The 21925-nt window shown below is 57.4% G+C and carries 22 protein-coding genes; 11 read left to right on the top strand and 11 right to left on the bottom strand.

What is annotated here, in order from left to right:
* Window positions 1-80: 80 nt before the first annotated feature.
* From P8O11_RS01080 to hmgA, 5 genes are all read right to left on the bottom strand, one after another.
* The gene (locus tag P8O11_RS01080; RefSeq protein ID WP_300290750.1) at window positions 81-275 is read right to left on the bottom strand and encodes a DUF2783 domain-containing protein; all 195 of its coding nucleotides are present in this window, start codon (window positions 273-275) and stop codon (window positions 81-83) included.
* Between the two features lie 4 nt (window positions 276-279).
* The gene (locus tag P8O11_RS01075; protein WP_300290748.1) at window positions 280-1905 is read right to left on the bottom strand and encodes an FAD-dependent oxidoreductase; all 1626 of its coding nucleotides are present in this window, start codon (window positions 1903-1905) and stop codon (window positions 280-282) included.
* A gap of 96 nt (window positions 1906-2001) precedes the next feature.
* Complete coding sequence (locus tag P8O11_RS01070) at window positions 2002-2952, bottom strand: MBL fold metallo-hydrolase (RefSeq protein ID WP_300290746.1); 951 nt, start codon at window positions 2950-2952, stop codon at window positions 2002-2004.
* A gap of 77 nt (window positions 2953-3029) precedes the next feature.
* Window positions 3030-4286, bottom strand: a complete 1257-nt coding sequence (gene fahA, locus P8O11_RS01065; RefSeq protein ID WP_300290744.1) for a fumarylacetoacetase — start codon at window positions 4284-4286, stop codon at window positions 3030-3032.
* 9 nt (window positions 4287-4295) lie between these two features.
* Window positions 4296-5657, bottom strand: coding sequence for a homogentisate 1,2-dioxygenase (gene hmgA / locus P8O11_RS01060; RefSeq protein ID WP_300290743.1), 1362 nt, complete (start codon window positions 5655-5657; stop codon window positions 4296-4298).
* Window positions 5658-5730: 73 nt separating this feature from the next.
* Here hmgA and P8O11_RS01055 point away from each other — a divergent pair, with 73 nt between their 5' ends.
* Together P8O11_RS01055 and P8O11_RS01050 are read left to right on the top strand one after the other, a co-directional pair.
* Window positions 5731-6165, top strand: coding sequence for a MarR family transcriptional regulator (locus tag P8O11_RS01055; protein WP_089888231.1), 435 nt, complete (start codon window positions 5731-5733; stop codon window positions 6163-6165).
* The gene (locus P8O11_RS01050) at window positions 6162-7052 is read left to right on the top strand and encodes a DMT family transporter (protein ID WP_300290738.1); all 891 of its coding nucleotides are present in this window, start codon (window positions 6162-6164) and stop codon (window positions 7050-7052) included. Before P8O11_RS01055 ends, P8O11_RS01050 begins: the two co-directional genes overlap by 4 nt.
* On the opposite strand, the gene P8O11_RS01045 is transcribed toward P8O11_RS01050, so the two are convergent.
* Together P8O11_RS01045 and P8O11_RS01040 are read right to left on the bottom strand one after the other, a co-directional pair.
* Window positions 7018-8124 carry a class I SAM-dependent RNA methyltransferase gene (locus P8O11_RS01045; protein ID WP_300290736.1) on the bottom strand — a complete coding sequence of 369 codons (1107 nt, stop codon included), beginning with the start codon at window positions 8122-8124 and terminating at the stop codon, window positions 7018-7020. The genes P8O11_RS01050 and P8O11_RS01045 overlap by 35 nt on opposite strands.
* Entirely contained in the window at window positions 8125-8934 is an 810-nt protein-coding gene (locus tag P8O11_RS01040) for a division plane positioning ATPase MipZ (protein WP_300290734.1), read from the bottom strand. It abuts the gene before it with no gap.
* Window positions 8935-9128: 194 nt separating this feature from the next.
* Here P8O11_RS01040 and P8O11_RS01035 point away from each other — a divergent pair, with 194 nt between their 5' ends.
* From P8O11_RS01035 to hutH, 4 genes are all read left to right on the top strand, one after another.
* The gene (locus P8O11_RS01035) at window positions 9129-10142 is read left to right on the top strand and encodes a C4-dicarboxylate TRAP transporter substrate-binding protein (RefSeq protein WP_300290732.1); all 1014 of its coding nucleotides are present in this window, start codon (window positions 9129-9131) and stop codon (window positions 10140-10142) included.
* 104 nt (window positions 10143-10246) lie between these two features.
* Window positions 10247-10876: a TRAP transporter small permease subunit gene (locus tag P8O11_RS01030; RefSeq protein ID WP_300290730.1), complete on the top strand. Its 630-nt coding sequence runs from the start codon at window positions 10247-10249 to the stop codon at window positions 10874-10876.
* Window positions 10876-12273 (top strand): TRAP transporter large permease, encoded by a 1398-nt coding sequence (locus tag P8O11_RS01025; protein WP_300290728.1) that lies wholly within the window; start codon window positions 10876-10878, stop codon window positions 12271-12273. The genes P8O11_RS01030 and P8O11_RS01025 overlap by 1 nt, the downstream gene beginning before the upstream one ends.
* Before the next feature lie 77 nt (window positions 12274-12350).
* Window positions 12351-13886, top strand: coding sequence for a histidine ammonia-lyase (hutH, locus tag P8O11_RS01020; protein WP_300290725.1), 1536 nt, complete (start codon window positions 12351-12353; stop codon window positions 13884-13886).
* Here hutH and P8O11_RS01015 read toward each other — a convergent pair.
* A complete protein-coding gene (locus P8O11_RS01015) occupies window positions 13883-15091 on the bottom strand; it encodes an FAD-binding oxidoreductase (protein WP_300290723.1) in 1209 nt (402 codons plus the stop codon). The genes hutH and P8O11_RS01015 overlap by 4 nt on opposite strands.
* A 190-nt stretch (window positions 15092-15281) precedes the next feature.
* Here P8O11_RS01015 and dusA point away from each other — a divergent pair, with 190 nt between their 5' ends.
* Genes dusA through P8O11_RS01000 form a run of 3 tightly spaced genes read left to right on the top strand, consistent with a single transcriptional unit; the run spans window position 15282 to window position 17897 of the window.
* A complete protein-coding gene (gene dusA / locus P8O11_RS01010; protein WP_300290721.1) occupies window positions 15282-16307 on the top strand; it encodes a tRNA dihydrouridine(20/20a) synthase DusA in 1026 nt (341 codons plus the stop codon).
* 10 nt (window positions 16308-16317) lie between these two features.
* Window positions 16318-17136 carry a sulfite exporter TauE/SafE family protein gene (locus tag P8O11_RS01005; RefSeq protein ID WP_300290719.1) on the top strand — a complete coding sequence of 273 codons (819 nt, stop codon included), beginning with the start codon at window positions 16318-16320 and terminating at the stop codon, window positions 17134-17136.
* Between the two features lie 23 nt (window positions 17137-17159).
* A complete protein-coding gene (locus tag P8O11_RS01000) occupies window positions 17160-17897 on the top strand; it encodes a hypothetical protein (protein ID WP_300290717.1) in 738 nt (245 codons plus the stop codon).
* 227 nt (window positions 17898-18124) lie between these two features.
* Here P8O11_RS01000 and P8O11_RS00995 read toward each other — a convergent pair whose 3' ends face one another.
* From P8O11_RS00995 to ccmI, 3 genes are read right to left on the bottom strand one after another with little or no spacing between them, the layout of a single operon-like run.
* The gene (locus tag P8O11_RS00995) at window positions 18125-18361 is read right to left on the bottom strand and encodes a DUF1289 domain-containing protein (RefSeq protein WP_300290715.1); all 237 of its coding nucleotides are present in this window, start codon (window positions 18359-18361) and stop codon (window positions 18125-18127) included.
* A gap of 1 nt (window position 18362) precedes the next feature.
* Window positions 18363-18836 (bottom strand): Holliday junction resolvase RuvX, encoded by a 474-nt coding sequence (ruvX, locus tag P8O11_RS00990; RefSeq protein WP_300290712.1) that lies wholly within the window; start codon window positions 18834-18836, stop codon window positions 18363-18365.
* The gene (gene ccmI / locus P8O11_RS00985; protein WP_300290710.1) at window positions 18833-20068 is read right to left on the bottom strand and encodes a c-type cytochrome biogenesis protein CcmI; all 1236 of its coding nucleotides are present in this window, start codon (window positions 20066-20068) and stop codon (window positions 18833-18835) included. The genes ruvX and ccmI overlap by 4 nt, the downstream gene beginning before the upstream one ends.
* A gap of 159 nt (window positions 20069-20227) precedes the next feature.
* Here ccmI and P8O11_RS00980 point away from each other — a divergent pair, with 159 nt between their 5' ends.
* On the top strand, window positions 20228-21475 hold the full coding sequence (locus P8O11_RS00980) for a sarcosine oxidase subunit beta family protein (protein ID WP_089888259.1): 1248 nt from the start codon (window positions 20228-20230) through the stop codon (window positions 21473-21475).
* A gap of 301 nt (window positions 21476-21776) precedes the next feature.
* Window positions 21777-21925: sarcosine oxidase subunit delta (locus P8O11_RS00975; protein ID WP_300290813.1), on the top strand; the 149-nt coding region annotated here is incomplete at its 3' end.

Raw genomic sequence — 21925 nt, 5'->3', positions numbered from 1 at the left:
GTAACTGTATTTTTGGGGCTGACAAGTGGATTTTGAGAGCTATGGGGGCGACGCGCTGATCCGTATCGCCCCTTGCTGCTTTATTTTGTGCGCTTGGCGGCTGCGATGGCTTCGGAGAGTATGGCGCGCTCACCAATGTGGTTCGCCAGCAGCAGGATCAGGCGCGCGTTATAGGCGTCGCTTTCCTCTTTGCTGAGGCCTTCATGGGCGTTGAGCAATTCCTCATAAAAGTCATCGCCGCCTTTGATGTTGGGGGTCAGGGTCAATGTGCTCATGGGATTATTCCTTGCCTGTTGCGCGGCGTAGGGCCGTGCGGAAGAGGTTTTCATCAAAGCGGTCGCGGCGCGCAGCAACATGCTGATCGGGACGAATGAGATAAACGCCTGATTTGGCTTCGCCGAGATAGCGCGCTTTGAGTGCGCCTGTCGGGTCGTCTTTGGCCGAGAGAGCAAGGCGGGTCACTGTGATGCGATTATCTTCAAAGCTATCGGGCGCGTCTGCGTCGATCGTCAGGAGCGTGAATTTGCCGCCAAGCTTAGGGAGAAGGAATTCTGCCCCCAGCGGCGCATCGGGGCAGGGCGCGCCTGGGCGGGTGCGCTCGGGGCCATGGGAAAGACCATCGGCTGAGTTCAGTGGAGAGCCGTCATAAACGCAAGGGAGCGAGAGGCGGCCTGAATTGACCAGCGGGCGCGCAAACTCGTAGTGCTCGGACAGCTCCAGAACCGCGTTGCGGAAGATGTGGCTGGTCTCGCTTTTGGGTGTGATGAAGTCGGTCGCGCGGGTTGAGTTCAGGATATTTTCGTCAGCTCCATGGACGCGCTCTGTATTGTAGCTGTCGAGCAGGCTGTCGGGGGCTTGGCCATTGATCACAAGGCCAAGCTTCCAGCCGAGATTGTCGATGTCCTGCATGCCCGAGTTGGCCCCGCGCGCGCCGAAGGGCGACACCTGATGCGCCGCATCGCCTGCGAAGATCACCGGGCCGTGGCGGAACTTTTCCATACGCTTGCATTGGAACGTATAGATTGAGGACCAGACCATTTCATACTCGACCCCTTCGCCGAGGAAGGCATCGAGGCGGCGGCGGATGTTTTCTTCTTTTATTTCTTCTTTGCGGTCCACATCCCAGCCGATCTGGAAGTCGACGCGCCAGACATCATCGGGCTGTTTGTGCAAAAGCGTCGAGGCGCCCGAGCCGTGCGACGGCTCAAACCAGAACCAGCGCTCTGTCGGGAAGTTTTCGTTGATCATTTTGATATCGGCGATGAGGAAGCTGTCTTGAAAGACTTTGCCGGTGAAGTCATGGCCGAGCATGTTGCGCAGTGGAGAGTTCGCGCCATCGCAGCCGATGAGCCAGTCGGCTTCCATCGTATAGGGGCCATCGGGGGTCATGACCTCAAGCACCACGTGGTCGTCTTTGACCGTGACGCTATCAACGCGGTTTTTGCCACGGATTTCGACAGGCGCACCTGCTTTTTGCATTTCAAACAGCCGCTCGATCATAAAGCTTTCGAAATAGGGCTGCTGGAGGTTGATGAAGGCGGGGAATTCGTGGCCTTCTTCTGGCAAAAGATTGAATTCGAATACTTTGTCTTCTTTGTGAAAGACTTTTCCGAGGTTCCAGACTACACCCTTTTCGACCATGGGCTTGCCTGCGCCGTAGCGGTCGGCAATTTCGAGGGAGCGTTTGGCAAAACAAATCGCGCGGCTGCCCATGCCGACACCTTCGTGATCATCAAGCACGACGGCAGGGATGCCTTGGGCGCCCAGATCAAGCGCTGTCGCGACACCGACGGGGCCACCGCCCATGACCACAACAGGGTGGCGCACGGGCGCGCCTTTGTCTTGGTCGGCGTGGCGCTTGTATGGGTAGAGGCGGTAAGCGAGTGTATAGCGGTCATCAAACATGTCAGTCTCCTCCTATGACATGGGGGCGCGGTCTTATCGGTCTGTCTCTGGTATGCCAGCCTCACATGAGAGGCTGGCCCAAAGAGGCAGAGTGGATCAGCTTTGCAACTGTTCCCACATTTCGATGTCGCGTTTGTCGGTCCAGATGCGCGGGTGGTCCATGCCGCGGGCTTCGTCGTAGGCGCGGGCGACGTTGAAGGGCAGGCAGTGCTCATAGATCGCGTAGTCGGCGAACTTGGGGTCACATTCGGCGCGGCAGGCGTCCCAGGCCTCTTTGAGCGAGCCGCCGCGCGCGGCCACGCGGGCCACGGGGCGATAGGTGCTTTCCACAAAGTCGCGGGTGTTCTCGATGGCAGCGTTTACCATCTCCTTGCCGATGAGCGCGTCGCCACGTCCTGGCGCGATGGCGTCGACATCAAACCAAGCGATGTTGTCGAGCGTGTTGCCCCAATCGGCAAAGTGACCGTCGCCGCAGTAGCAAGCGGAGTGGTATTCCACGATATCGCCGGTGAACATGACGTTCTGGTCGGGCACATGGACGACAGCGTCGCCGGCCGTGTGGGCGCGCCCCAAGTGCATGATGTCAACGCGGCGCTTGCCGAGATAGACTGTCATGCTCTCGGAAAATGTGGTTGTCGGGTAGGTCAAGCCAGGGATGCTCTCGTGGCCTTCAAAGAGGCGTGGGAAGCGTTGGAACTCGCTGTCCCAGTCTTCCTGACCGCGCTCGACGACCATCGAGCGGGCTGCGTCTGACATGATGATTTCGGGCGCGCCATAGGCTGATGCGCCGAGCACGCGGACAGCGTGATAATGAGTTAGCACAAGGTGGCTGATCGGTTTGTCTGTGACGGAGCGGACTTTTTCGATCACTTTGTGAGCCAAGCGCGGCGTGGCTTGTGCCTCAACGATCATCACGCTCTCGTCGCCGATGATGACGCCTGAGTTGGGATCACCCTCGGCGGTGAAAGCCCAGAGGCCCTCGCCGACTTCGACGAAGGAGATTTGTTTTTCCGTCATGTCGCCTTGGGATGCGAATTTTTTAGACATTGGGTTTCCTTTTCAGATCGGTGTGCCTGTGGGCATTTTGGAGCCTTCGGCGAGAATATTTTAGCAATAAGAAAGCGTTAGCGTTTGTATGGGTCTGCGAGGGCGGGCAGGAGTGTTCCTGCGCATGTGCCAAAGCCAATGGTGTAGCCGTCGCCATGGGCTGCGCCGTAAAGGGTGAGCGTGTCGCCATCTTCCAAGAAGCTGCGTTCTTCGCCTGTGTCCAGCGTGATAGGCTCCTTGCCGCCCCATGAGAGCTCCAAGAGTGCGCCGCGCTGGTGCTTTTCTGGGCCGGAGATTGTGCCTGATCCCAAAAGATCGCCGGGGTTCATCGGGCAGCCAGATGTGGTGTGGTGCGCGAGTTGTTGGGCGGAGGAGTAATACATCTCCTTGTAGTTGGTCGTCGCGATGGTGCTCGCTTCTTTGCCCTCGGGGGCGAGGGTGACTGAGAGGTCGATGTCGTAAAGCATCGGGCCGCAGTCCTTGAGGTGCGGAAGCAGTTCTTTCTCGCGGGGCGGTGTGTCTGTGCGGAAAGGCTCGAGCGCGGCTTTGGTGACGATCCATGGGGAGATGCTTGTCGCGGTCGCTTTGGCCTGAAACGGGCCGAGGGGCTGGTATTCCCAGGCCTGAATGTCGCGTGCGGACCAGTCGTTGAGGAGGACGTAGCCGAAGATCATTTCGTCGGCCTCAGCGACGGTGACGGGGGCATCTGAAAATGTACCGACGATGGCACCCATCTCAAGCTCCAGATCAAAGCGCGCGGAAGGCGCCCAGCGGGGGGCGTCATCATTCGGACCATTGAGTTGGCCCCAAGGGCGGCGGATATCAGTGCCCGAGACAACAACCGAAGAGGCGCGGCCGTTGTAGCCGATGGGAATATGGAGCCAGTTGGGCGGCAGGGCGTTTTCCGCGCCGCGAAACATCGTGCCGACATTGGTGGCGTGATTTTTGGACGCGTAGAAATCGGTGAACTCGCTCACGAGGAAGGGAAGGTGCATGTCGGCGTCTGATTGCGCGACAAGCATGTCTGAAAGCTCGGCCTGATCAGGGGCGCCCTCGGCGAGAAGCTCTGTGAGGCGGGTGCGTAGGGCGGCCCAAAGCTTGGGGCCTTCTTCCATGACTTCGTTCCAGAAGGGCACATCAAAGAGTGGCGCATCAGTAAGAGCGATAAGGCCTGCTTCTTCGGCGGCGGCCACATCAAGGATCATATCGCCGATGGCGACGCCACAGCGTGGATCGCTGTCAGCTGTGGAAAAGACGCCATAAGGCAGGTTGTTTAGCGGGAAGGGGGCATCGGCTGTATTGGCCGAAGTGACCCAAGATGTGAGCAGTGACATTGGTATTCCTTATTTCTTGCCAGGCTTGCCATCGAATTTCTTTTCGATGTCAGTCCAGCAGTCGATGTAATCGTCTTGTAGCGGGGCCTCTTTGGCAGCGAAGGCAGTGAGGTGCTGCGGGAAGCGGGTTTCAAACATGAAGCTCATGGTGTTGTCGAGCTTCTCGGCCTTCAGCTCTGCGTTGGAGGCGCCTTCAAAGGCGTTTTTGTCGGGGCCGTGGGGTAGCATCATATTGTGCAGGGACATGCCGCCAGGAATGAAGCCTTTGGGTTTGGCATCATATTGACCGTAGATGTTGCCCATGAGCTCGGACATGATGTTCTTGTGATACCATGGAGGGCGGAACGTGTCTTCTGCCACCATCCAGCGCTCGCGGAAGAGCACGAAGTCGATATTGGCTGTGCCTTCTTGGCCAGAGGGGGCGGTGAGGACTGTGAAGATGCTTGGGTCAGGGTGATCAAACAGGATCGCGCCGACGGGGCAATATGTGCTGAGGTCGTATTTCACGGGGGCGTAATTGCCGTGCCACGCGACGACATCAAGGGGGCTGTGGCCGATTTTGGTTTCGTGGAACTGGCCGCACCATTTGATTGTGACCGTTGAGGGCGCGTCGCGGTCTTCAAAGGCGGCCACGGGCGTTTTGAAGTCGCGCGGGTTCGCCATGCAGTTCGCGCCGATGGGTCCGCGGCCCGGAAGCTCGAACTTCTGGCCGTAGTTTTCGCAGACAAAGCCGCGCGCTGGGCCTTCGAGGACTTCCACACGGTAGAGAAGGCCACGGGGGATGATCGCGATCTCTTGTGGGGCGAGGTCGATGATCCCCAGTTCGGTGGCAAATCTCAGGCGGCCTTCTTGGGGCACGATCAGCAGCTCGGAATCGGCTGAGTAGAAATATTGATCTACCATGCTCTCGGTGACGAGGTAGATATGGCTGGCCATGCCGACTTGTGTGTTCACATCGCCCGCTGTTGTCATGGTGCGCATGCCTGTGAGCCAATTGAGTGCTTCGCCTGCGTGGGTGACGGGATCCCAACGGTATTGGCCAAGGGAGATCACATCGGGATCCACATGGGGGGCGGATTTCCAATAGGGGAGATCAATCTTTGTATATCGGTGGGAGTGCTTGACCGAGGGGCGGATGCGATAACACCATGTGCGCTCGTTCTGATGGCTTGGCGCTGTGAAGGCTGTGCCAGAGAGTTGTTCGCCGTAGAGGCCGTAGTTGCATTTCTGTGGGGAATTCATGCCTTGGGGCAGGGCGTCGGGCAAAGCCTCGGTTTCAAAGTCGTTCCCAAAACCGGGCATGTAGCCTTTGTGAGGGCCGTCAAGCGAAGGGGCTTGTGTGAAACTGTGAGGAAATGTTTTTTTTGTCATGGCGCGCATCCTGTCGAATTTGGTTGCATAATTAACAGTTGATTTTGTAACTAACAACATAGGGAGACGCGCTATGACAAAAAAAGATGACTTTGATTTGCAGAATTTTCTGCCCTACCTGCTCAATCAGGCGGCAGAGGAAAGCAGTCTCGCGTTTCAGAATATCTATAAGGACCGTTACGGAATGTTGCGGACCGAGTGGCGGGTGCTGTTTCACCTTGGGATTTACGGGCGTCTGACCGCCAAAGAAATCTGCGAGCGCTCCAAGATGCACAAGACAAAGATCAGCCGCGCGGTGGCACGGCTCGAAGAGCGGCGCTTTTTGACGCGCGAGCGTGATGAGGCAGACAGGCGGCTGGAGTATCTGGAACTCACGAGTGCAGGGCGAGCGGCTTATACCGAGCTACGCGGTGTGGCTATCGACTATGATGCGGAGCTGGCGGCGACATTTTCTTCCGAAGACGTCACGGTGTTGCGTAAGCTTTTGCACCATTTGGCCAAGCTATGAGCGATCAGCTTAAAGGGCTGCTCATCACGATGATGGGCGTTTTGTTTGTTGTGCCTGACAGCTTGTTCATCCGGTTGATCGATGTCCCGCCTTTGGAGGTATCTTTCTGGCGGGGGTTGAGCACGGGGCTTTTGGTGATGATCTATGTGTTGATGACCACGGGTGCGCGCTCGGTTGGGGCAGCGCTGCGTGGCGGGCCCTATGCCTATGTCTATCTTATTGCGATGAGCGGCACGGGAATTCTCTTCACGCTGGCGGTGAGCCACACGAGTGTGGCCAATGTTGTCTTTATCATTGCCTCGATGCCTGTCTTCGCGGCTATTTTGAGCTTTGTCTGGATGGGAGAAGCGATCAGCCGCCGCATGATGGTCACCATGATTGCGGTTTTTGGTGGTCTTGGCATTATCACCTACAGTTCGGGTGAGACTCATGGCGCGAGCCTGAAGGGGGATCTTCTGGCGGTGTGCGTTTCGTTTGTTTTTGCCGTCGCTCTCACCGCGGCGCGACGGGTGCGCTCTGTCTCGATGGTTCCGATGTTGCCTGTGGCCTATTTGGTTTCGGCTTTGTGTCTGTCTCCGTTTGTTTTGCCGCTACAGCTTGAGGCCTCGCAATATTCCCTTGTGGCTCTGCATGGGCTTTTTATTGGGATCAGTTCGGTCGGACTGGCGCTGGGTCCAAGGTATATTCCGTCTGCCGAGGTGGCGCTTTTGATTTTGCTTGAGTCTGTGCTGGCGCCGCTTTTGGTCTGGTTTGTATTGGGCGAAGACCCAGGGGCTTATGCGCTTGTGGGCGGCGCTGTTGTAATCTCGGCTTTGGGGCTGTCAAACCTTGTGGTGCTGATGCGCAAGCGCGCTAAAGCGGACCCGATTGGTAGAGCCGCACCTTGAGGCCGCCGTGGGGCACGTAGGGGCCTGCCGAGAGAGTGAGGCCCGTGGCTTTGGCGAGGGACGCTTCAGTCGTGATGATCGCGACGCGCCAGCCCCTGAACTCGGTTTTGAGCGTTGTTCCCAGCGCAGCATGAAGCGCAAAGAGGGGCTTTTTGTTGCCGATGCGTGCCCCATAGGGGGGGTTGATGATCACGAGGCCAACAGGGCCGTCGGGGCGTTTGAGATCGGAAATAGAGGTGCAGGTGAAGCGTGTGAGGGCCGAGACGCCCGCCGCATCAGCGTTGCGGGTGCTCATGGCGATTGCCCCTTGGTCGCGATCTGAACCATAAAAATGCTGATCGGTGCTGCGCGGGGTTATGCTGCAGCGCAGGGCCTCCCATGCGGCAGCATCAAAGCTTGCGAGGCTTTCAAAAGCGAAGCTGCGCGCGCGTCCTGGGGCGAGGCCCATCGCGATCTCGGCGGCCTCGATGGGGAAGGTCCCTGAGCCGCACATCGGGTCAAGAACAGGCTCGGTTCCAGTGTACCCCGCTTCGCGAAGAAAAAGTGCTGCAAGCGTCTCGCGCATGGGAGCTTTGTTGACGGCCTCTTTGAAGCCGCGTTTGTGAAGGCTTTCGCCAGAGCTATCGAGGCTGAAGGTGACGAGGTTGTCATCGATACGCGCCTTCAGTGTGAGCGTGGCTTCGGGCGAGATGGGCGGACCGAGGCTTTCCTTGATCGCAGTTTCAATGCGCTGGGCGGCGGCGCCTGCATGATATATTTTGGAGCGCTTGTTGGTGCTCACCTCGATCCGAACAGGCACATCCGGGCGCAAAAACTCAGCCCATGGAAACTTGCGCGCGCGCTTGTCGAGCTGTGCGAGGTGAAAGGCTCGGAAGGAGCCGATGCGCACGAGCACACGGACGGCGCCACGCAGCATGAGGTTGGCGCGCCACACTTCAGGCCAATCGCCTTTGATCTCAACACCGCCAGAAATTGCGTTCGCAGGGGAAAAGCCATGCTCCAAAGCCTCTGATGCCAAGGCAGACTCCAGCCCTGGAGGGCAGATCAGGAAAATATCAAAAGGATCTGACACTTAGAAGTCGACGCTGACGTTTGGAAGCTTGAGTGATTTCATCATCTCGCGGAGCTCTTGGCGGGCGGCGATATTGGAAATGTTCAGCTTTTGAACGCCGACATCCTTCAGGTCGAGCAGGGTCAGGCCGCGCGGAAAGAGCTCGCGGAAAATAACGCGCTCATTAAAGCCCGGCGCAACGCGAAAGCCGATGCGTGCGGAGAGATTGTCAACGGCGCGTTCCATTTTCTCTTTGTTGACCATGCGCTGCGCGCCGAGGCGGTTGCGCATTACGATCCAGTCAATGGGCTTTAGCCCAGCTTGAGCCCGCAGTTTACGGGCGGACCAGACCATCTCGGAGTAGACCGAGGGGCCTTTGATCTTTTCGCCGTCGGCGTCGATGTGAGCGAGCAGGTCAAAGTCGATGAAGCTGTCGTTTAATGGGGTGACGAGCGTATCGGCGAGCGAGTGGGCCACTTGGCTGAGGCGTGTGTGCGAGCCTGGACAGTCAATCAGGATAAAGTCGTTGTCAGGCTCAAGCGTGGCGACAGCGGCCGAGAGACGGTGATCATAGATGTTTTCGCCTGGCTTGAGCGTCTCTTTGTCGATTTCTGGGAGCTCGTGGTACTCAGGCGTTGGCAGGTCAAGGCCTGCTTTGGCACAGAAATCCACACGGTTCTCAAGGTAGCGGCCAATCGTTTTTTGGCGCAAATCCAAATCGAGCACAGAGGTTTTGTGGCCCAAGCGAGCGAGCGCCGTGGCGATGTGCATGGAGACCGTTGATTTGCCGGCGCCGCCTTTTTCATTGCCGACGACGATGATGTGAGCCATGGCTCTTGCCCCTTAAATTCAGAGCGCTGTTGCGCTTTTGTCTATCTTGGATTGGTTATAAGCGGGGGAAAGCCAAAGGGGAAGCGTAAGAAGTACGTTGCGTCACAAGATTGAGGGCTTGGCTTGCTGATGTCTTGGCGCTAGCTTTTGCGTAGAAGGCCCGCGAACAGGGCTGCGAAATGGGAGAAAACGTAATGAACACAGTTGCAAAACTGGCGGCGGCAGCCGTTGCTTTGAGCTTTGCCACAGAAGCGGCAGCCACCGAGTGGAACGTATCCGTCTGGGGCAAGCGCCGTGCCTTTACCGAGCACGTCGAAAAACTGGCTGAGCTTGTCAGCGCAAAAACGGGTGGCGAGTTCACTATGAACGTCAGCTATGGCGGCCTCTCGAAGAACCGCGAAAACCTTGATGGAATTTCGATTGGTGCATTCGAAATGGCGCAATTCTGCGCAGGCTATCACCGTGACAAAAACCGTGTTGTGACAGTGCTTGAGCTGCCATTCCTTGGTGTTGAAAACCTTGAGCAAGAGCTTGCTGTTTCCAACGCGGTCTATGCACACCCTGCCGCGACAAAAGAGATGGCGCAGTGGAATGCCAAGCTTCTTATGACATCCCCTATGCCGCAGTATAACCTTGTTGGCACAGGCGAGCCTCGCGACGAGCTGGCGGAATTTGAAGGCATGCGTGTTCGTGCAACAGGTGGCATTGGCCAAGCTTTTGAAGCTGTTGGCGCGGTTCCGACATCAGTAACGTCCTCAGAAGCCTATCAGGCAATGGAATCTGGGGTTGTTGACACGGTGGCCTTTGCCCAGCACGCGCACCTGAGCTTTGGCACGATCAACGAAGCCGATTGGTGGACGTCAAACCTCAACCCGGGCACTGTGAACTGCCCTGTTGTTGTCAATATCGACGCCTATGAGAGCCTGTCGGATGAGCACCGTGCCGCGCTGGAAAGCTCGGTTCCTGAGGCGCTTGAGTTCTATCTCAGCAACTATGGTGAGCTTCTGAAGCGTTGGGATGCCGTTCTCGAAGAAAAAGGCGTGGAAAAAGTCGTGATCGCTCCTGAAGTGATTGCGGAGTTCCGTACCAAAGCTGCTGATCCGATCCGCGATGCGTGGATTGCAGATATGGAAGCCCAAGGCATTCCTGGCCAAGAGCTTTATGACCTTGTCATGAAAACTCTGGACGAAGCGAAGAGCGGAAGTTGATTTCTAGGCAGGGGGTTTTTGCCTCTTACCAAAAATCTGAAGGCTGCGCGACACCGCGCAGCCTTTTTGCGCAATTCACGCAATAGCACAAAAGGGAGAGTGAGATGGCCGGTTCAGCCGCCGTGCTGGAAGATTCCAGCTTACTGAGCAAATTGGACCGCATGTTGCTGCCTGTGGAGCGCGTTTGCGCGCTGCTGAGCGGCCTTGCGATTTTTTCATTGATGTTTCTGGCGGCGTATTCCGTTATCGCGCGCAAGTTTTTTGGCAGCCCCTTGCTGGGCTATGTGGATTATATCGAGGCAGCGATGCCTGTGATTGCGATTATGGGCGTGTCCTATGTAGCGCGGGACGGGACACATATCCGCATGGACATGCTCGTTAACGCGCTCAAGGGGCGGGTGCTTTGGTTCTTTGAGCTTATTTCTGTTCTTTTGATGCTCTTGCTTATTGTGGGTCTTACTTACGGCGCTTGGGAGCATTTTGACCGCTCATTTGATTGCGCTAGCCCATGGTGTTCACGTGACAGCTCGATTGATATCAGCCTGCCGATCTGGCCGAGCAAGCTTGTCGTTCCGATTGCATTTGGCGTGCTGATTCTGCGCTTGCTGCTTCAGGCTTGGGGCTATGGCCGCGCGCTTGTCTTGGGGTTGGAAAACCCTGTGGCTGTGCCTTTGTCGTTGACGATTGAGGAACAGGCGATGGCCGAGGCCAAACTTTTGGAAGGAGCCGACTGATGGAGCCGATTGAAATTGGTTTATACACATCCGCAGGGATGCTTGTGTTGGTTCTGCTGGGGATGCGGGTTGCTTTTGCGGCGGGACTGGCGGGCTATATTGGCCTGATCTGGTTGCGCTGGAACGGTTTTGACTATGATCCGGAACGCTTTTGGAAAGCGGTGGAGATCAGCACTAAGATTGCCGGACTGACGCCGCATTCGAAAGTCTCTGCACAGGTGTTATCACTGATCCCTGTCTTCATTATGATCGGTTATCTCGCCTATCATGCCAAGTTGACGACAGCTCTTTTTGAGGCCTGCAAGCGTTGGATCGCGTGGGTTCCGGGTGGGCTTGCTGTTTCAACCGTCTTTGCGACAGCGGGCTTTGCAGCTGTGTCAGGCGCCTCTGTGGCCACTGCGGCTGTGTTTGCGCGGATCGCGATCCCCGAGATGCTCAAGATCGGATATAACAAGCAGTTTGCGGCGGGTGTTGTCGCGGCAGGCGGCACTTTGGCCTCGCTTATTCCGCCCTCGGCGATTTTGGTGATCTATGCCATTATTGTTGAGCAAGACGTGGGTATGCTCTTGCTCGCAGGCTTTATTCCAGGTGTTTTCTCGGCGATTGTCTATGCTGTTTTGATCATTGGCATCGCGGTTGTGTTCAAGAATGTGGGCCCGCCTGTGACTGGGTTTACTTGGAAAGAGCGCTTTGAAAGCCTGCCACCAGCCTTGCCGATTGTGGCTGTGGTCGTGATCATTATTTTCTTTGTCTACAACCCGTTCGGGGACGCTTGGGGCACACCGACGGAAGGCGGCGCTGTTGGCGCGTTTATCGTCTTTCTCATGGCGCTCTATCGTGGGATGCGTTGGCCAAAGCTGAAGGAAGCACTGCTCGAAACTGCCAAGCTCACCGTGATGATCTTCACTATCATCTGGGGCGTGTTGATTTATGTGCGCTTCCTTGGCTTTGCTGAATTGCCCGACGCGTTTTCTAGCTGGATCACATCGCTTGAGCTCTCGCCCATGATTATTCTGATTTGTATCCTGCTGGCCTATGCCGTGCTCGGCATGTTCATGGATGCAATCGGGATGCTCTTGCTCACGTTACCTGTGGTTTATCCTGCAGTTATGGCGCTGAACGGGGGCGAGAATGTTGCCGCCGTTGATAGTGCCTTTGGGATGTCAGGGACGATGTGCGCGATCTGGTTTGGCATTCTGGTGGTCAAAATGGCGGAGTTCTGTTTGATCACCCCGCCAATTGGCCTCAACTGCTTTGTTGTTGCAGGGGTGCGTGATGATCTGACAGTTCAGGACGTTTTCAAAGGTGTGACGCCGTTTTTCATCGCTGATGCGCTGACCATTGCCGGGCTTGTAGCCTTCCCGGGGATTGTGCTCTGGTTGCCCTCTCTAGTGTGATGAGTGCCCCTTAATATGTGTAGACATATTATTTTTAAGTCGGTAACTCTTCCCCTAATCTAAGGGGGAGAGTTCTCATGACCACGATCGTTTTGACGCCTATGTCTGTCGGCTTTTCCCAGCTTGAACAGGTCTATCGGGGCGGCATTTCTCCCCAGCTTGATCCCATTTGTAAGGCGGCAGTGGAGCTGGCTGCGAGCCGTATTGCCGAGGCGGCTGCAGGAGACGCTGCTGTTTATGGTGTGAATACGGGTTTTGGCAAATTGGCGAGTGTGAAAGTCGCACCAGAGGATACGGCGCAGCTTCAGCGGAACTTGATCTTGAGCCATTGTTGCGGCGTGGGCGAAGCAATGCCTGAGGCCCATGTGCGCTTGATGATGACCCTCAAGCTTTTGTCTTTTGGACGCGGCGCTTCTGGCGTGCGGTGGGCGCTTGTGGCACTGTTGGAAGGGATGCTGCGCGAGGGTGTGACACCTGAAGTCCCTGCGCAAGGCTCGGTGGGCGCATCAGGCGACCTTGCGCCTTTGGCGCATATGACCGCAGCGATGATGGGTGAGGGCAAGGCGCGCTATCAGGGCGTTTTGATGGGCGCGGCTGAGGCCTTGGCCAAGGCAGGACTCGAGCCTGTGGAACTTGGTCCCAAAGAGGGCCTAGCCTGTATCAACGGGACGCAATTTTCCACGGCCTATGCGCTTGCAGGCCTCTTTGAGGGCTGGCGCGCCGCGCAGAGCGCTCTTGTGATTTCGGCGCTTTCGACAGATGCAATCATGGGGTCGACTGCGCCATTGCAGCCAGAGATTCATACGCTGCGCGGCCATGCGGGGCAGATCGAGGCGGCGGCTGCTATGCGAGCGCTTTTGGACGGCTCAGAAATCCGCGAGAGCCACCGAGAGGGCGACACCCGCGTGCAAGATCCGTATTGTATCCGCTGTCAGCCGCAGGTGACGGGGGCGGCGATGGATGTGATGCGCCAAGCGGCGAGCACGCTGATTGTTGAGGCCAATGCGGCAACAGACAATCCTTTGGTGCTGACGGAGGCAGGGCTTATTGTGTCGGGGGGCAACTTCCATGCCGAGCCTGTGGGCTTTGCTGCAGATATGATTGCACTCGCGCTCTCCGAAATTGGCGCGATTGCGCAGCGTCGTGTGGCTTTGATGGTCGATCCGACTTTGAGCTTTGATTTGCCGCCGTTCCTGACGCCCAATCCCGGGCTGAACTCTGGCCTGATGATTGCCGAGGTGACGACGGCGGCTTTGATGAGTGAAAACAAGCACCTCGCGAACCCGACTGTCACTGACAGCACGCCAACCTCTGCCAACCAAGAGGATCATGTCAGCATGGCAGCTCATGGTGCGCGGCGCTTGATGCAGATGGTGCGCAATCTTGAGCATATCTTGGGGGTTGAGCTTTTGTGTGCAGCGCAGGGTGTCGAGTTTCGTGCGCCTCTGGAGACGAGCGGTCCTTTGGCGGCTGTGATCAAGCGTTTGCGCCGTGACATCGCGAGCCTCACGGACGACAGGTATATGGCCGACGATTTGGCGCAGGCAGCGGCCCTTGTGGGCACAGGGGCTGTAACGCGCGCGGCGGCAACCGAGCTGCCAACGCTGGGCTAGATCACGGCTTTTTCGAGGATCGGCGCGTTCGCGGCGATGCGCTCGTAATGGAAGGCGCTGAGATCAAGGCTGCGGTAGCTTCCATAGGTCAACCATTCCGCTGTGCCCCGACCCATGGCTGGGGATTGTTGCAATCCGTGACCTGAAAAACCGTTGAGAAACAAAAAGTTGCTTATGTCAGGGTGAGGGCCAGTGATGGCGTTTTGGTCCAGCGTGTTATAGGCGTAATGGCCTGCCCATTCAGAAACAACCTTTATGGCCTCGAACTGGGGAATGCGTGTCGCGATCATTGGCCAAACATGGTTTTCCCAAAGACTGTGATCCATCGCGAAATCATCAAATGCGACAGCGGGGTCTTCTTCTGTATGGGCGCCTGCCATATAGGTTCCACCGCTAACTTCCCGCACATGCACGCCTGAGGGGTCAATCGTGAGCGGTAAGGGCTGCTCCAGAGGGTGTTCGGCGCGAAAGACCCATGTGAAGCGCTTGCGCGGCTCAACAGGCAGGCTGAGCCCAGCCATAGCGGCGGTGCGCGCGGCGCGGGGGCCTGTGGCGTTGACGAGCTGGCCACAAGAGACGGTCTGACCGGTGCTCAGAGTGACACTTTCTATGCGGTTACCTCTGGTGTTCTTGTTGAGGGCGGTAACCTCTGCTGCGATGTATTCTACTCCTGCCTCGCGGCCAATGCGCCGCTGCCAATCAAAGACGGCTTGGCCATCAAAGAAGCCCTCATCAACTGTGTTGATCGAGCCGAGAAGGATATCGTCGAGTGCATAAAAGGGATAGGCGGCTGCGATTTGTTCACGGCTCATAAGTTGCGTGGCTGCTCCTGCCGCTTGCTGGACCGCATGGTTGGTGCGCAGGGTGGTGGCCATTTCTTCAGTGTCTGCGAGATACATGTAGCCGAAGTTCTGGATGTCGAGCTTGGGAATGCGACTGTCGCTGAGGTATCTGCCGAGATTTTTCACATAGTCGGCAGCAAACTGCGAGATGCGCACGTTCAGCCCTGTCGAAAACTGCTGCCGCATACAGGAGTTTGTGTGGGAGGTTGAGGCGAACTCATAAGTAGGGTCGCGCTCAATCACCAGAACTTTGCCTTGAAAGTCCTTGTTTTGGCTCAAAAAGCAGGCCGTGGAGGCGCCCATGATGCCGCCGCCGATGATGATCACATCGTAGTTCCTGCTTTTTGGGGTATCTGTGCTCATGGGCATGTCTCTTGCGGTGTGGTTGTTTGCTCTGGCGCGCAGTTTTCGCAGATTTGACTGTGCGCGCAAGCTCTGTAAACACGAGAAACATTGCAAAGAACGTGCAAGGCCCTGGCATCTGAGATAAGAGGCGCTCAAGTTGAAATGAAGAAGAGCCTTTGCCAGCTTTGGCAAAAGGAAAAATCACCTTATGAGCAAAGACAACACTCTTGTGACCCAAGCTGCGCGTCTCTCCGTTGCACCCATGATGGACTGGACGGACAGGCATTGTCGTTTTCTGCATCGGCTCCTCTCGCGGGAGACGTTGCTTTATACCGAGATGGTGACTTCGCCTGCTTTGGTGCGGGGGCGGGCGTTTCATTTGCTGGCGCATAGCCCTGAGGAGCACCCTGTGGCTTTGCAGTTGGGCGGCTCTGATCCTGTTGAGCTTGCCGAAGCGGCGCGGATCGGAGCGGAGGCGGGATATGACGAGATCAACCTCAATGTCGGCTGCCCGTCTGATCGGGTCCAGTCAGGGACCTTTGGTGCGGTGTTGATGCGTCAGCCTGAACTTGTGGCAGAGTGTTGCGCTGCTATGCAGGCTGTTGTGGAGGTGCCAGTGACGGTCAAGTGCCGCATTGGTGTTGATGATCAAGAGCCAAAAGAAGTTTTGCCAGCCTTTCTGGAGACTGTGTCTGGCGCGGGCGTCACTCGATTTAGCGTTCATGCGCGCAAGGCTTGGCTCAAGGGGCTTTCGCCCAAAGAAAATCGCGATATTCCGCCACTTGATTATCCTCTCGTCTATGAAATGAAACAGAATTTTCCACATCTACACCTTTCTTTGAATGGCGGTGTGGCGACGTTGAAGGAAGCGGTTGAACATCTTGAAATGGGGATGGATGGCGTTATGATTGGGCGCTCTGCCTACCACCAGCCTTGGGATATTCTGGGCGATGCCGATGCCCTTATTTTTGACAAACAGAACCCTTTTGCCGACCCTGTTGAGGGCGTTGAAGCGATGTTACCATATGTTGAGGAGCATTTGAGCGAAGGCGGAAAGCTTGGCCAGATCAGTAAGCATATGCTTGGTCTCTTTGCGGGCCAGCCCGGGGCGCGGCTTTGGAGGCGGGTGCTCTCGGAAGGGGCACATAAAGAGGGCGCTGGCGTGGCCTTGATCAAAGAAGCGCTGGACGCGGTGCGCGTGGCGCGCGAGGGTGCGCTTGAGGCGCAAAAATAGGGACGGAATGATGCCAGAAACAGGTTTGCTTCTTCAGATGTTGGTGATGCTGTTGGCCATCGGGGCCTTTGCAGGGGTGCTTGCAGGGCTCTTGGGTGTGGGTGGCGGCATCATTCTCGTCCCGGCTTTTTTCTATGCATTTCAGGTACTTGGATATGATGGGCCGCAGCTTATGCAGGTCTGCTTGGCCACATCTCTTGCGACGATTGTCGTCACCTCGGTGCGCTCGGTTCTGAGCCACAACAAGAAGGGCGCTGTGGATTGGGACATTTTGCGCTCATGGGCCATCGGGATTGGTATCGGGGCCGTCTTCGGGATGCTGCTTGCCTCATCATTGCGCTCAATTACGTTGCAGGCGATTTTCGGCTGCCTTGGTGTTGTGATTGGACTTTATATGGGCTTTGGGCGCAGTCAGTGGCGGCTCGGGCAGGAGATGCCGAAGGGGGCAAAACGTGCGATGCTTTCGCCAACCGTCGGATTTCTTTCGGTGTTGATGGGCATTGGCGGGGGCAGTTTCGGGGTTCCTTTGATGAGCTTGTTCAATGTGCCCATTCACCGTGCTGTGGCGACGGCGGCGGGTTTTGGTGTGATTATCGCTGTGCCTGCGGTCATCGGATTCCTCTTTATAAGCATTGATGGCGCGCCGCCTTATACAGTGGGCGCTGTGAACTTGGTTGCCTTTGCTGTGATCGTGTCGATGACAATGATAACCGCGCCTTACGGGGTGAAGCTTGCACATGCGATGGACCCCAAGCCGCTCAAGCGTGTGTTTGCAGTCTTTTTAACCCTGGTTGCCTTGAATATGCTGCGTAAGGCACTGGGATATTGAGAGAATACCTTGAAAGAGGCTGGTTGAAATTCCCACATGATGACCGACTTCTGAACTGGGTCTCATCTGTGTCAGCGCCTGCTTGGACCGCTGTTGATGCCCCCGAAAATGCTCATTGGCATCAATGTGGGGGCACTTGGTTTGTCGGGGTAGACGCTTTGCCCAGCGATGGCATGGGTGCCGTTGAACCCGGCATGACGCTTGGCGGGACGGCGTATGAGTTTGCGACAAATCAGTTTGGCTCCTTGGCGCTGCATCCTGCCCAGCTTTCGGTGATCTATCCTGGTTATCCAAAACCTCGCGTGGGAGAGAGCGAAGCGGCGGGTCGATATCGGGTCAAACGCGATGCGGCGCATTTGGATGGGTTGAAAATGGAGCTGCCTGAGCGACAGAGGCGGATGGGGGAGTATCATGCTTGGGTGCTTGGCGTTCCGTTAAGCGAGAGTGCGGCGAGCCCTTTGGTTGTCTGGGAGGGGAGCCATCTCAAACTTGCGGCGATGTTGAGGGCGGCCTTTGAGGGCGTGCCTGAGGCCGAGTGGCATAGAGTTGATCTCACTGCGGCCTACACAGCGGTCCGCTCGGAGATTTTTGAGACATGTCAAAGGGTTGAGGTGCATGCAGCCGTCGGTGAGGCCTATCTTGTGCATCGTTTTGCTCTGCATGGTGTTGCGCCTTGGAGCGGGGTAGAGACTGCGCCGCGCATGATTGCCTATTTCCGCCCAGAGCTGACCGATCGGCGGCGCTGGCTGGAAGCGGATTAAGCCGACCCTAAGGCTGCGTCCCATATGGTTAAGGCGCTCAAAACACGCTGATTCTAGGGGGGTGATATGCGTGCACAACCCGTGCACACCCCGTGCACCGCCCTAAGCGGTAAACGTTAAGCGAAATTAACTTAATGCGGCGCGCGGTGCGTCTGCAAATTTCGGATATCGAAGGCTGTAAGAGTGGATGAGCGGGCTGCGACGCCTGCGCGGCCGTACTCTTGTGTTCAGCGGTTGAGGCGGGCTGCGCGTCCACCGCGGCGGCCTGTGGGGGCCGCTTCGCGGGCTGGAAGTTCGGCCATGATGGCGCGGCGCTCTTCGGGAGACATGCGCGACCAGCGTCCAATCTCATCAATCGAACGAGCGCAGCCTGTGCAGAGCCGCGTTTCGGGCTGCACCACACAGATCTGGATGCAGGGGCTGTCGATCTCGGCGCGTTGCCAGACTTTGGAGTTTTCGCTCATATCACTCTGCCTTCATATGCCCGAGACGGTCGAGCAGCCCTTGAAGGATATAGGAGGCGGCGACATGGTCGATAACCTCTGCGCGACGTTTTCGGGTCGTATCCGCCTCAAGCAGGGCTTTTTCTGCGGCAACCGTGGAGAGACGCTCATCCCAATAGGTGATCGGAAGGTCCGTCATGCGCGTGAGGGAGCGGGCAAAAGCGCGGGTCGATTGACAGCGCGCGCCTTCGGTTCCGTCCATGTTGCGCGGCAGACCGAGCACGAGCCCAGCGATGTTGCGCTCGGTGGCCACGGCGAGCATGGCCGTGGCGTCGGGGGTGAACTTTTTGCGGCGGATCGTTTCCAGCGGGCTTGCAGAGCTTCGGAAGGTATCAGACACGGCAAGGCCGATGGTCTTGTCGCCAAGATCAAGGCCCATGAGCGCCCCGTAAGCGGGCAGGGCGGCAACAAACTCTTCGGGGGTTTCGCAGATCACTGGTCGACCCCTGCGCGCGCCGCACCGCGACGGACCGTTTCAAGGGCGTCAGGCGTGTCTGCAAAGCGCTGTTGTGCCTCAAGCCAGATCGCGCGGGCGCGGCTCTCATCGCCCAAAGAACCATAGGCGCTGATCAGGCGCGCCCATTCTTCGGGGGTTCCGCCTTCTGTGGCGAGGCGGTCATTGAGGCGCTGGACCATGCTTTGGACCATTTCTTGGCGCTCTTCTGGTGTCATTTCGCCTGCGTTCTCAATGTCTTGAACCGTTGGGCCAGGCATGTCTGTTGCCATTTCGCTCGGTGCGGGCTGGGTGTAGTCGACGCCTGCGAGCCAAGCGATATCATCAATGCTTTGGCGGATCGGGGCGATCCATGGAGCCTCTTCGGGGCCTTCGTTGAGCAGCTGTGACCAGAGGCCAAAGGCGCGGTCGGGGCGGTCGTTTTGGAGCCACATCTGACCAAGGAAATAGCGCGCGACGGGGTCTGTACGGTCAGCGCGCAGGGCGCGGCGCAAAGCGGCCTCGGCTTCGGGAGAGACGTAGCCATCCGCTTCTGTGATATACATCTGCGCCATGGTCACGAAGTCACTTGCGCCCGCTGCCTCGCCTTTGAGGCGGATAACAGCACTTTGAGCGGCACGCGCAGCGGCGTAGTTGCCGAGGCGGGCTTCACTCTGGGCAAGGAACTGCTGGCCTTGAAGCTCGTCCGGACGGCTCGCCACGGCTTCGCGCAGGCGCTCTACCAGTTCAAGATAGTCTGCCTCTTGCTGCGGGGCGTTGCGCACTGGCAGGCGTGCAAGAAAGGCCTCGTGGCTGCTGCGGCTGCTGTAGAGTTCTTGGGAGGCTTGCAGGCGCGCCTTGTGAGGCAGATCGCCAAGACCAGGCGTACCAAGCTGTGTGTAGATGGCAACGCCACCCCCTGTGAGGAGGAGGGCAATGATAGCGGCGATGGCGATCGTCAGGCTGCGCGGCTGTTGGCTTGAGACATCGGCGATGGCCAGCTGAGCGTCGGCGGCCAGAACACGGCGGCCCACTTCGGTGCGGATGCGCTCGGCATCGGCCTCATTGATCACGCCGCGGGCAAGATCACGTTCCACTTCTTTGAGCTGGTCGCGATAAATGCGCAAGTCATAGGCGGCGGGGTGCTCGGCTTCGGCGCGGCGGGTGAGCAGCGCGAGGGCGAAGAGAGCGGCGATGAGCAGGGCCAGAGCGGCTGAGATGATCCAGAATAACATGAGCGGTATTTAGGGCGGCGGGGGGCGACTGGGAAGGGGGAATCGGATGCGCGCGCGATGATGTCGCAATTGTGAGGGATTGTGGCGCAATGTTGGGGGGATGCGGGGCGCTTTTGGGGCAGAGAGGATGTAAGCATCTAACACGATTGGATTCGAGCCATGAGACGGTATTCTGCATTTGCTGTGGCACGCGAGGCTGCGCGCTTTCATACAGGTTGGGAGCGCGCGTGGCGTTCACCACAGCCCAAGAAAAAGTACGATGTGATCATCGTGGGCGCGGGCGGCCATGGGCTTGCCACGGCCTTCTATCTTGGCAAGAACTTCGGGATCACCAACGTGGCGATCATCGAGAAGGGCTGGCTGGGCGGCGGCAACACAGGCCGCAACACCACGATTATTCGTTCCAATTATCTGCAGGACCCATCAGCGGCGCTTTATGAAAAGGCGCGTTCGCTGTATGAAACGATGTCTCAGGATCTGAACTACAACGTCATGTTCTCGCCGCGTGGTGTGATCATGCTGGCGCAGACCGAGCATGAGGTGCGCGGCTATAAGCGCACGGCGCATGCCAATATGTTGCAGGGCGTTGAGACGCGCTTCATCGGGCCGGAAGAGGTGAAAAAGCTTGTGCCGATCATTTCGCTTGAGGGGCCACGCTATCCTGTCCTTGGTGGCTTGTATCAGGCGCGCGGCGGCACAGGGCGGCACGATGCTGTGGCTTGGGGCTATGCGCGGGCCTGCTCGGATATGGGCATGGATATCATCCAGCAGTGCGAAGTGACGGGTGTGCGCTCATCGGGCGGCAAAGTCACGGGTGTGGACACCACGAAGGGTGCGATTGATTGCGACAAGCTTGGCCTTGTGGTTGCAGGGAACTCTGGCGCTCTGGCGAATATGGCGGGCTTCAGGCTTCCGATGGAATCGGTTGCGCTTCAGGCGCTTGTATCCGAGCCGATCAAGCCATGTATGGATGTGGTTGTTATGGCCAACACGGTGCACGGCTATATGAGCCAGTCCGACAAGGGCGAGATGGTCATTGGCGGGGGCACGGATGGCTTCAACAACTATACACAGCGCGGCTCGTTCCATCATATCGAGGAGACGGTGCGCGCGCTTGTGGAGACCTTCCCGATGGTGAGCCGCCTCAAGATGCTGCGCCAGTGGGGCGGGATCGTGGACGTCACTGGCGACCGCTCACCCGTGATTGGCAAGACGCCGCTGGGCAACTGCTTTATTAACGCAGGCTGGGGCACGGGTGGCTTTAAGGCCATTCCGGGCGGCGGCTGGGCGACGGCAGAGCTGATCGCCAAGGGCGAGCCTGGGCCTTTGAGTGCGGAGTTTGGTATGGAGCGCTTTATTGAAGGCCGCTTTATTGATGAATCTGTTGCGGCGGGGGTGGCACATTGATGGTTGCACCCCCCCCTAGCTCTCTATTTTTTCTTGGACTTGTTGGGTCGTTGAGTAAGAGCCGATGCAGCTGCAGTTTTCGCAGCAGGGCTAGACTTTGGATCTCTCAAAACCTTGCTTGCTGCACTTGCAGCTTTCTTACTTGTGACTTCGCTGTTCTTCTTCACCATTTAAATTTCCTAATCGTTAGTTTTGCACAGTCGGCAGCCAGTGTCTGCCTAGAGAAGAGAATAATGGTGGCACCTATCGATTTCAACTTTGTGGCTATAAAAAGATGCCCGCTCAACTCAGGAGTGCAGTTATGCTGATCCTTGAATGCCCCTATTGCGGCGTACACGCTGACGAGACAGAACTGTCACCCGGTGGCGAGGCGCATTTGACCCGCCATGGCCCCGAATCTTCAGACGACGATTTTGAGAGCTACCTGTTCCAGCGCGAAAACCCCAAGGG

The sequence above is a fragment of the Lentibacter sp. genome, assembly GCF_029254145.1.
Taxonomy (GTDB): Bacteria; Pseudomonadota; Alphaproteobacteria; order Rhodobacterales; family Rhodobacteraceae; genus Lentibacter.
This window is presented reverse-complemented; position numbering and strand designations above follow the sequence as displayed.

Excerpts from the sequence above, each read along its gene's own strand:
- P8O11_RS01080 (WP_300290750.1), bottom strand. The coding sequence starts at position 275 with ATGAGCACATTGACCCTGACCCCCAACATCAAAGGCGGCGATGACTTT.
- P8O11_RS01075 (WP_300290748.1), bottom strand. The coding sequence starts at position 1,905 with ATGTTTGATGACCGCTATACACTCGCTTACCGCCTCTACCCATACAAG.
- P8O11_RS01070 (WP_300290746.1), bottom strand. The coding sequence starts at position 2,952 with ATGTCTAAAAAATTCGCATCCCAAGGCGACATGACGGAAAAACAAATC.
- fahA (WP_300290744.1), bottom strand. The coding sequence starts at position 4,286 with ATGTCACTGCTCACATCTTGGGTCACTTCGGCCAATACAGCCGATGCC.
- hmgA (WP_300290743.1), bottom strand. The coding sequence starts at position 5,657 with ATGACAAAAAAAACATTTCCTCACAGTTTCACACAAGCCCCTTCGCTT.
- P8O11_RS01055 (WP_089888231.1), top strand. The coding sequence starts at position 5,731 with ATGACAAAAAAAGATGACTTTGATTTGCAGAATTTTCTGCCCTACCTG.
- P8O11_RS01050 (WP_300290738.1), top strand. The coding sequence starts at position 6,162 with ATGAGCGATCAGCTTAAAGGGCTGCTCATCACGATGATGGGCGTTTTG.
- P8O11_RS01040 (WP_300290734.1), bottom strand. The coding sequence starts at position 8,934 with ATGGCTCACATCATCGTCGTCGGCAATGAAAAAGGCGGCGCCGGCAAA.
- P8O11_RS01035 (WP_300290732.1), top strand. The coding sequence starts at position 9,129 with ATGAACACAGTTGCAAAACTGGCGGCGGCAGCCGTTGCTTTGAGCTTT.
- P8O11_RS01030 (WP_300290730.1), top strand. The coding sequence starts at position 10,247 with ATGGCCGGTTCAGCCGCCGTGCTGGAAGATTCCAGCTTACTGAGCAAA.
- P8O11_RS01025 (WP_300290728.1), top strand. The coding sequence starts at position 10,876 with ATGGAGCCGATTGAAATTGGTTTATACACATCCGCAGGGATGCTTGTG.
- hutH (WP_300290725.1), top strand. The coding sequence starts at position 12,351 with ATGACCACGATCGTTTTGACGCCTATGTCTGTCGGCTTTTCCCAGCTT.
- P8O11_RS01015 (WP_300290723.1), bottom strand. The coding sequence starts at position 15,091 with ATGAGCACAGATACCCCAAAAAGCAGGAACTACGATGTGATCATCATC.
- dusA (WP_300290721.1), top strand. The coding sequence starts at position 15,282 with ATGAGCAAAGACAACACTCTTGTGACCCAAGCTGCGCGTCTCTCCGTT.
- P8O11_RS01005 (WP_300290719.1), top strand. The coding sequence starts at position 16,318 with ATGCCAGAAACAGGTTTGCTTCTTCAGATGTTGGTGATGCTGTTGGCC.
- P8O11_RS00995 (WP_300290715.1), bottom strand. The coding sequence starts at position 18,361 with ATGAGCGAAAACTCCAAAGTCTGGCAACGCGCCGAGATCGACAGCCCC.
- ccmI (WP_300290710.1), bottom strand. The coding sequence starts at position 20,068 with ATGTTATTCTGGATCATCTCAGCCGCTCTGGCCCTGCTCATCGCCGCT.
- P8O11_RS00980 (WP_089888259.1), top strand. The coding sequence starts at position 20,228 with ATGAGACGGTATTCTGCATTTGCTGTGGCACGCGAGGCTGCGCGCTTT.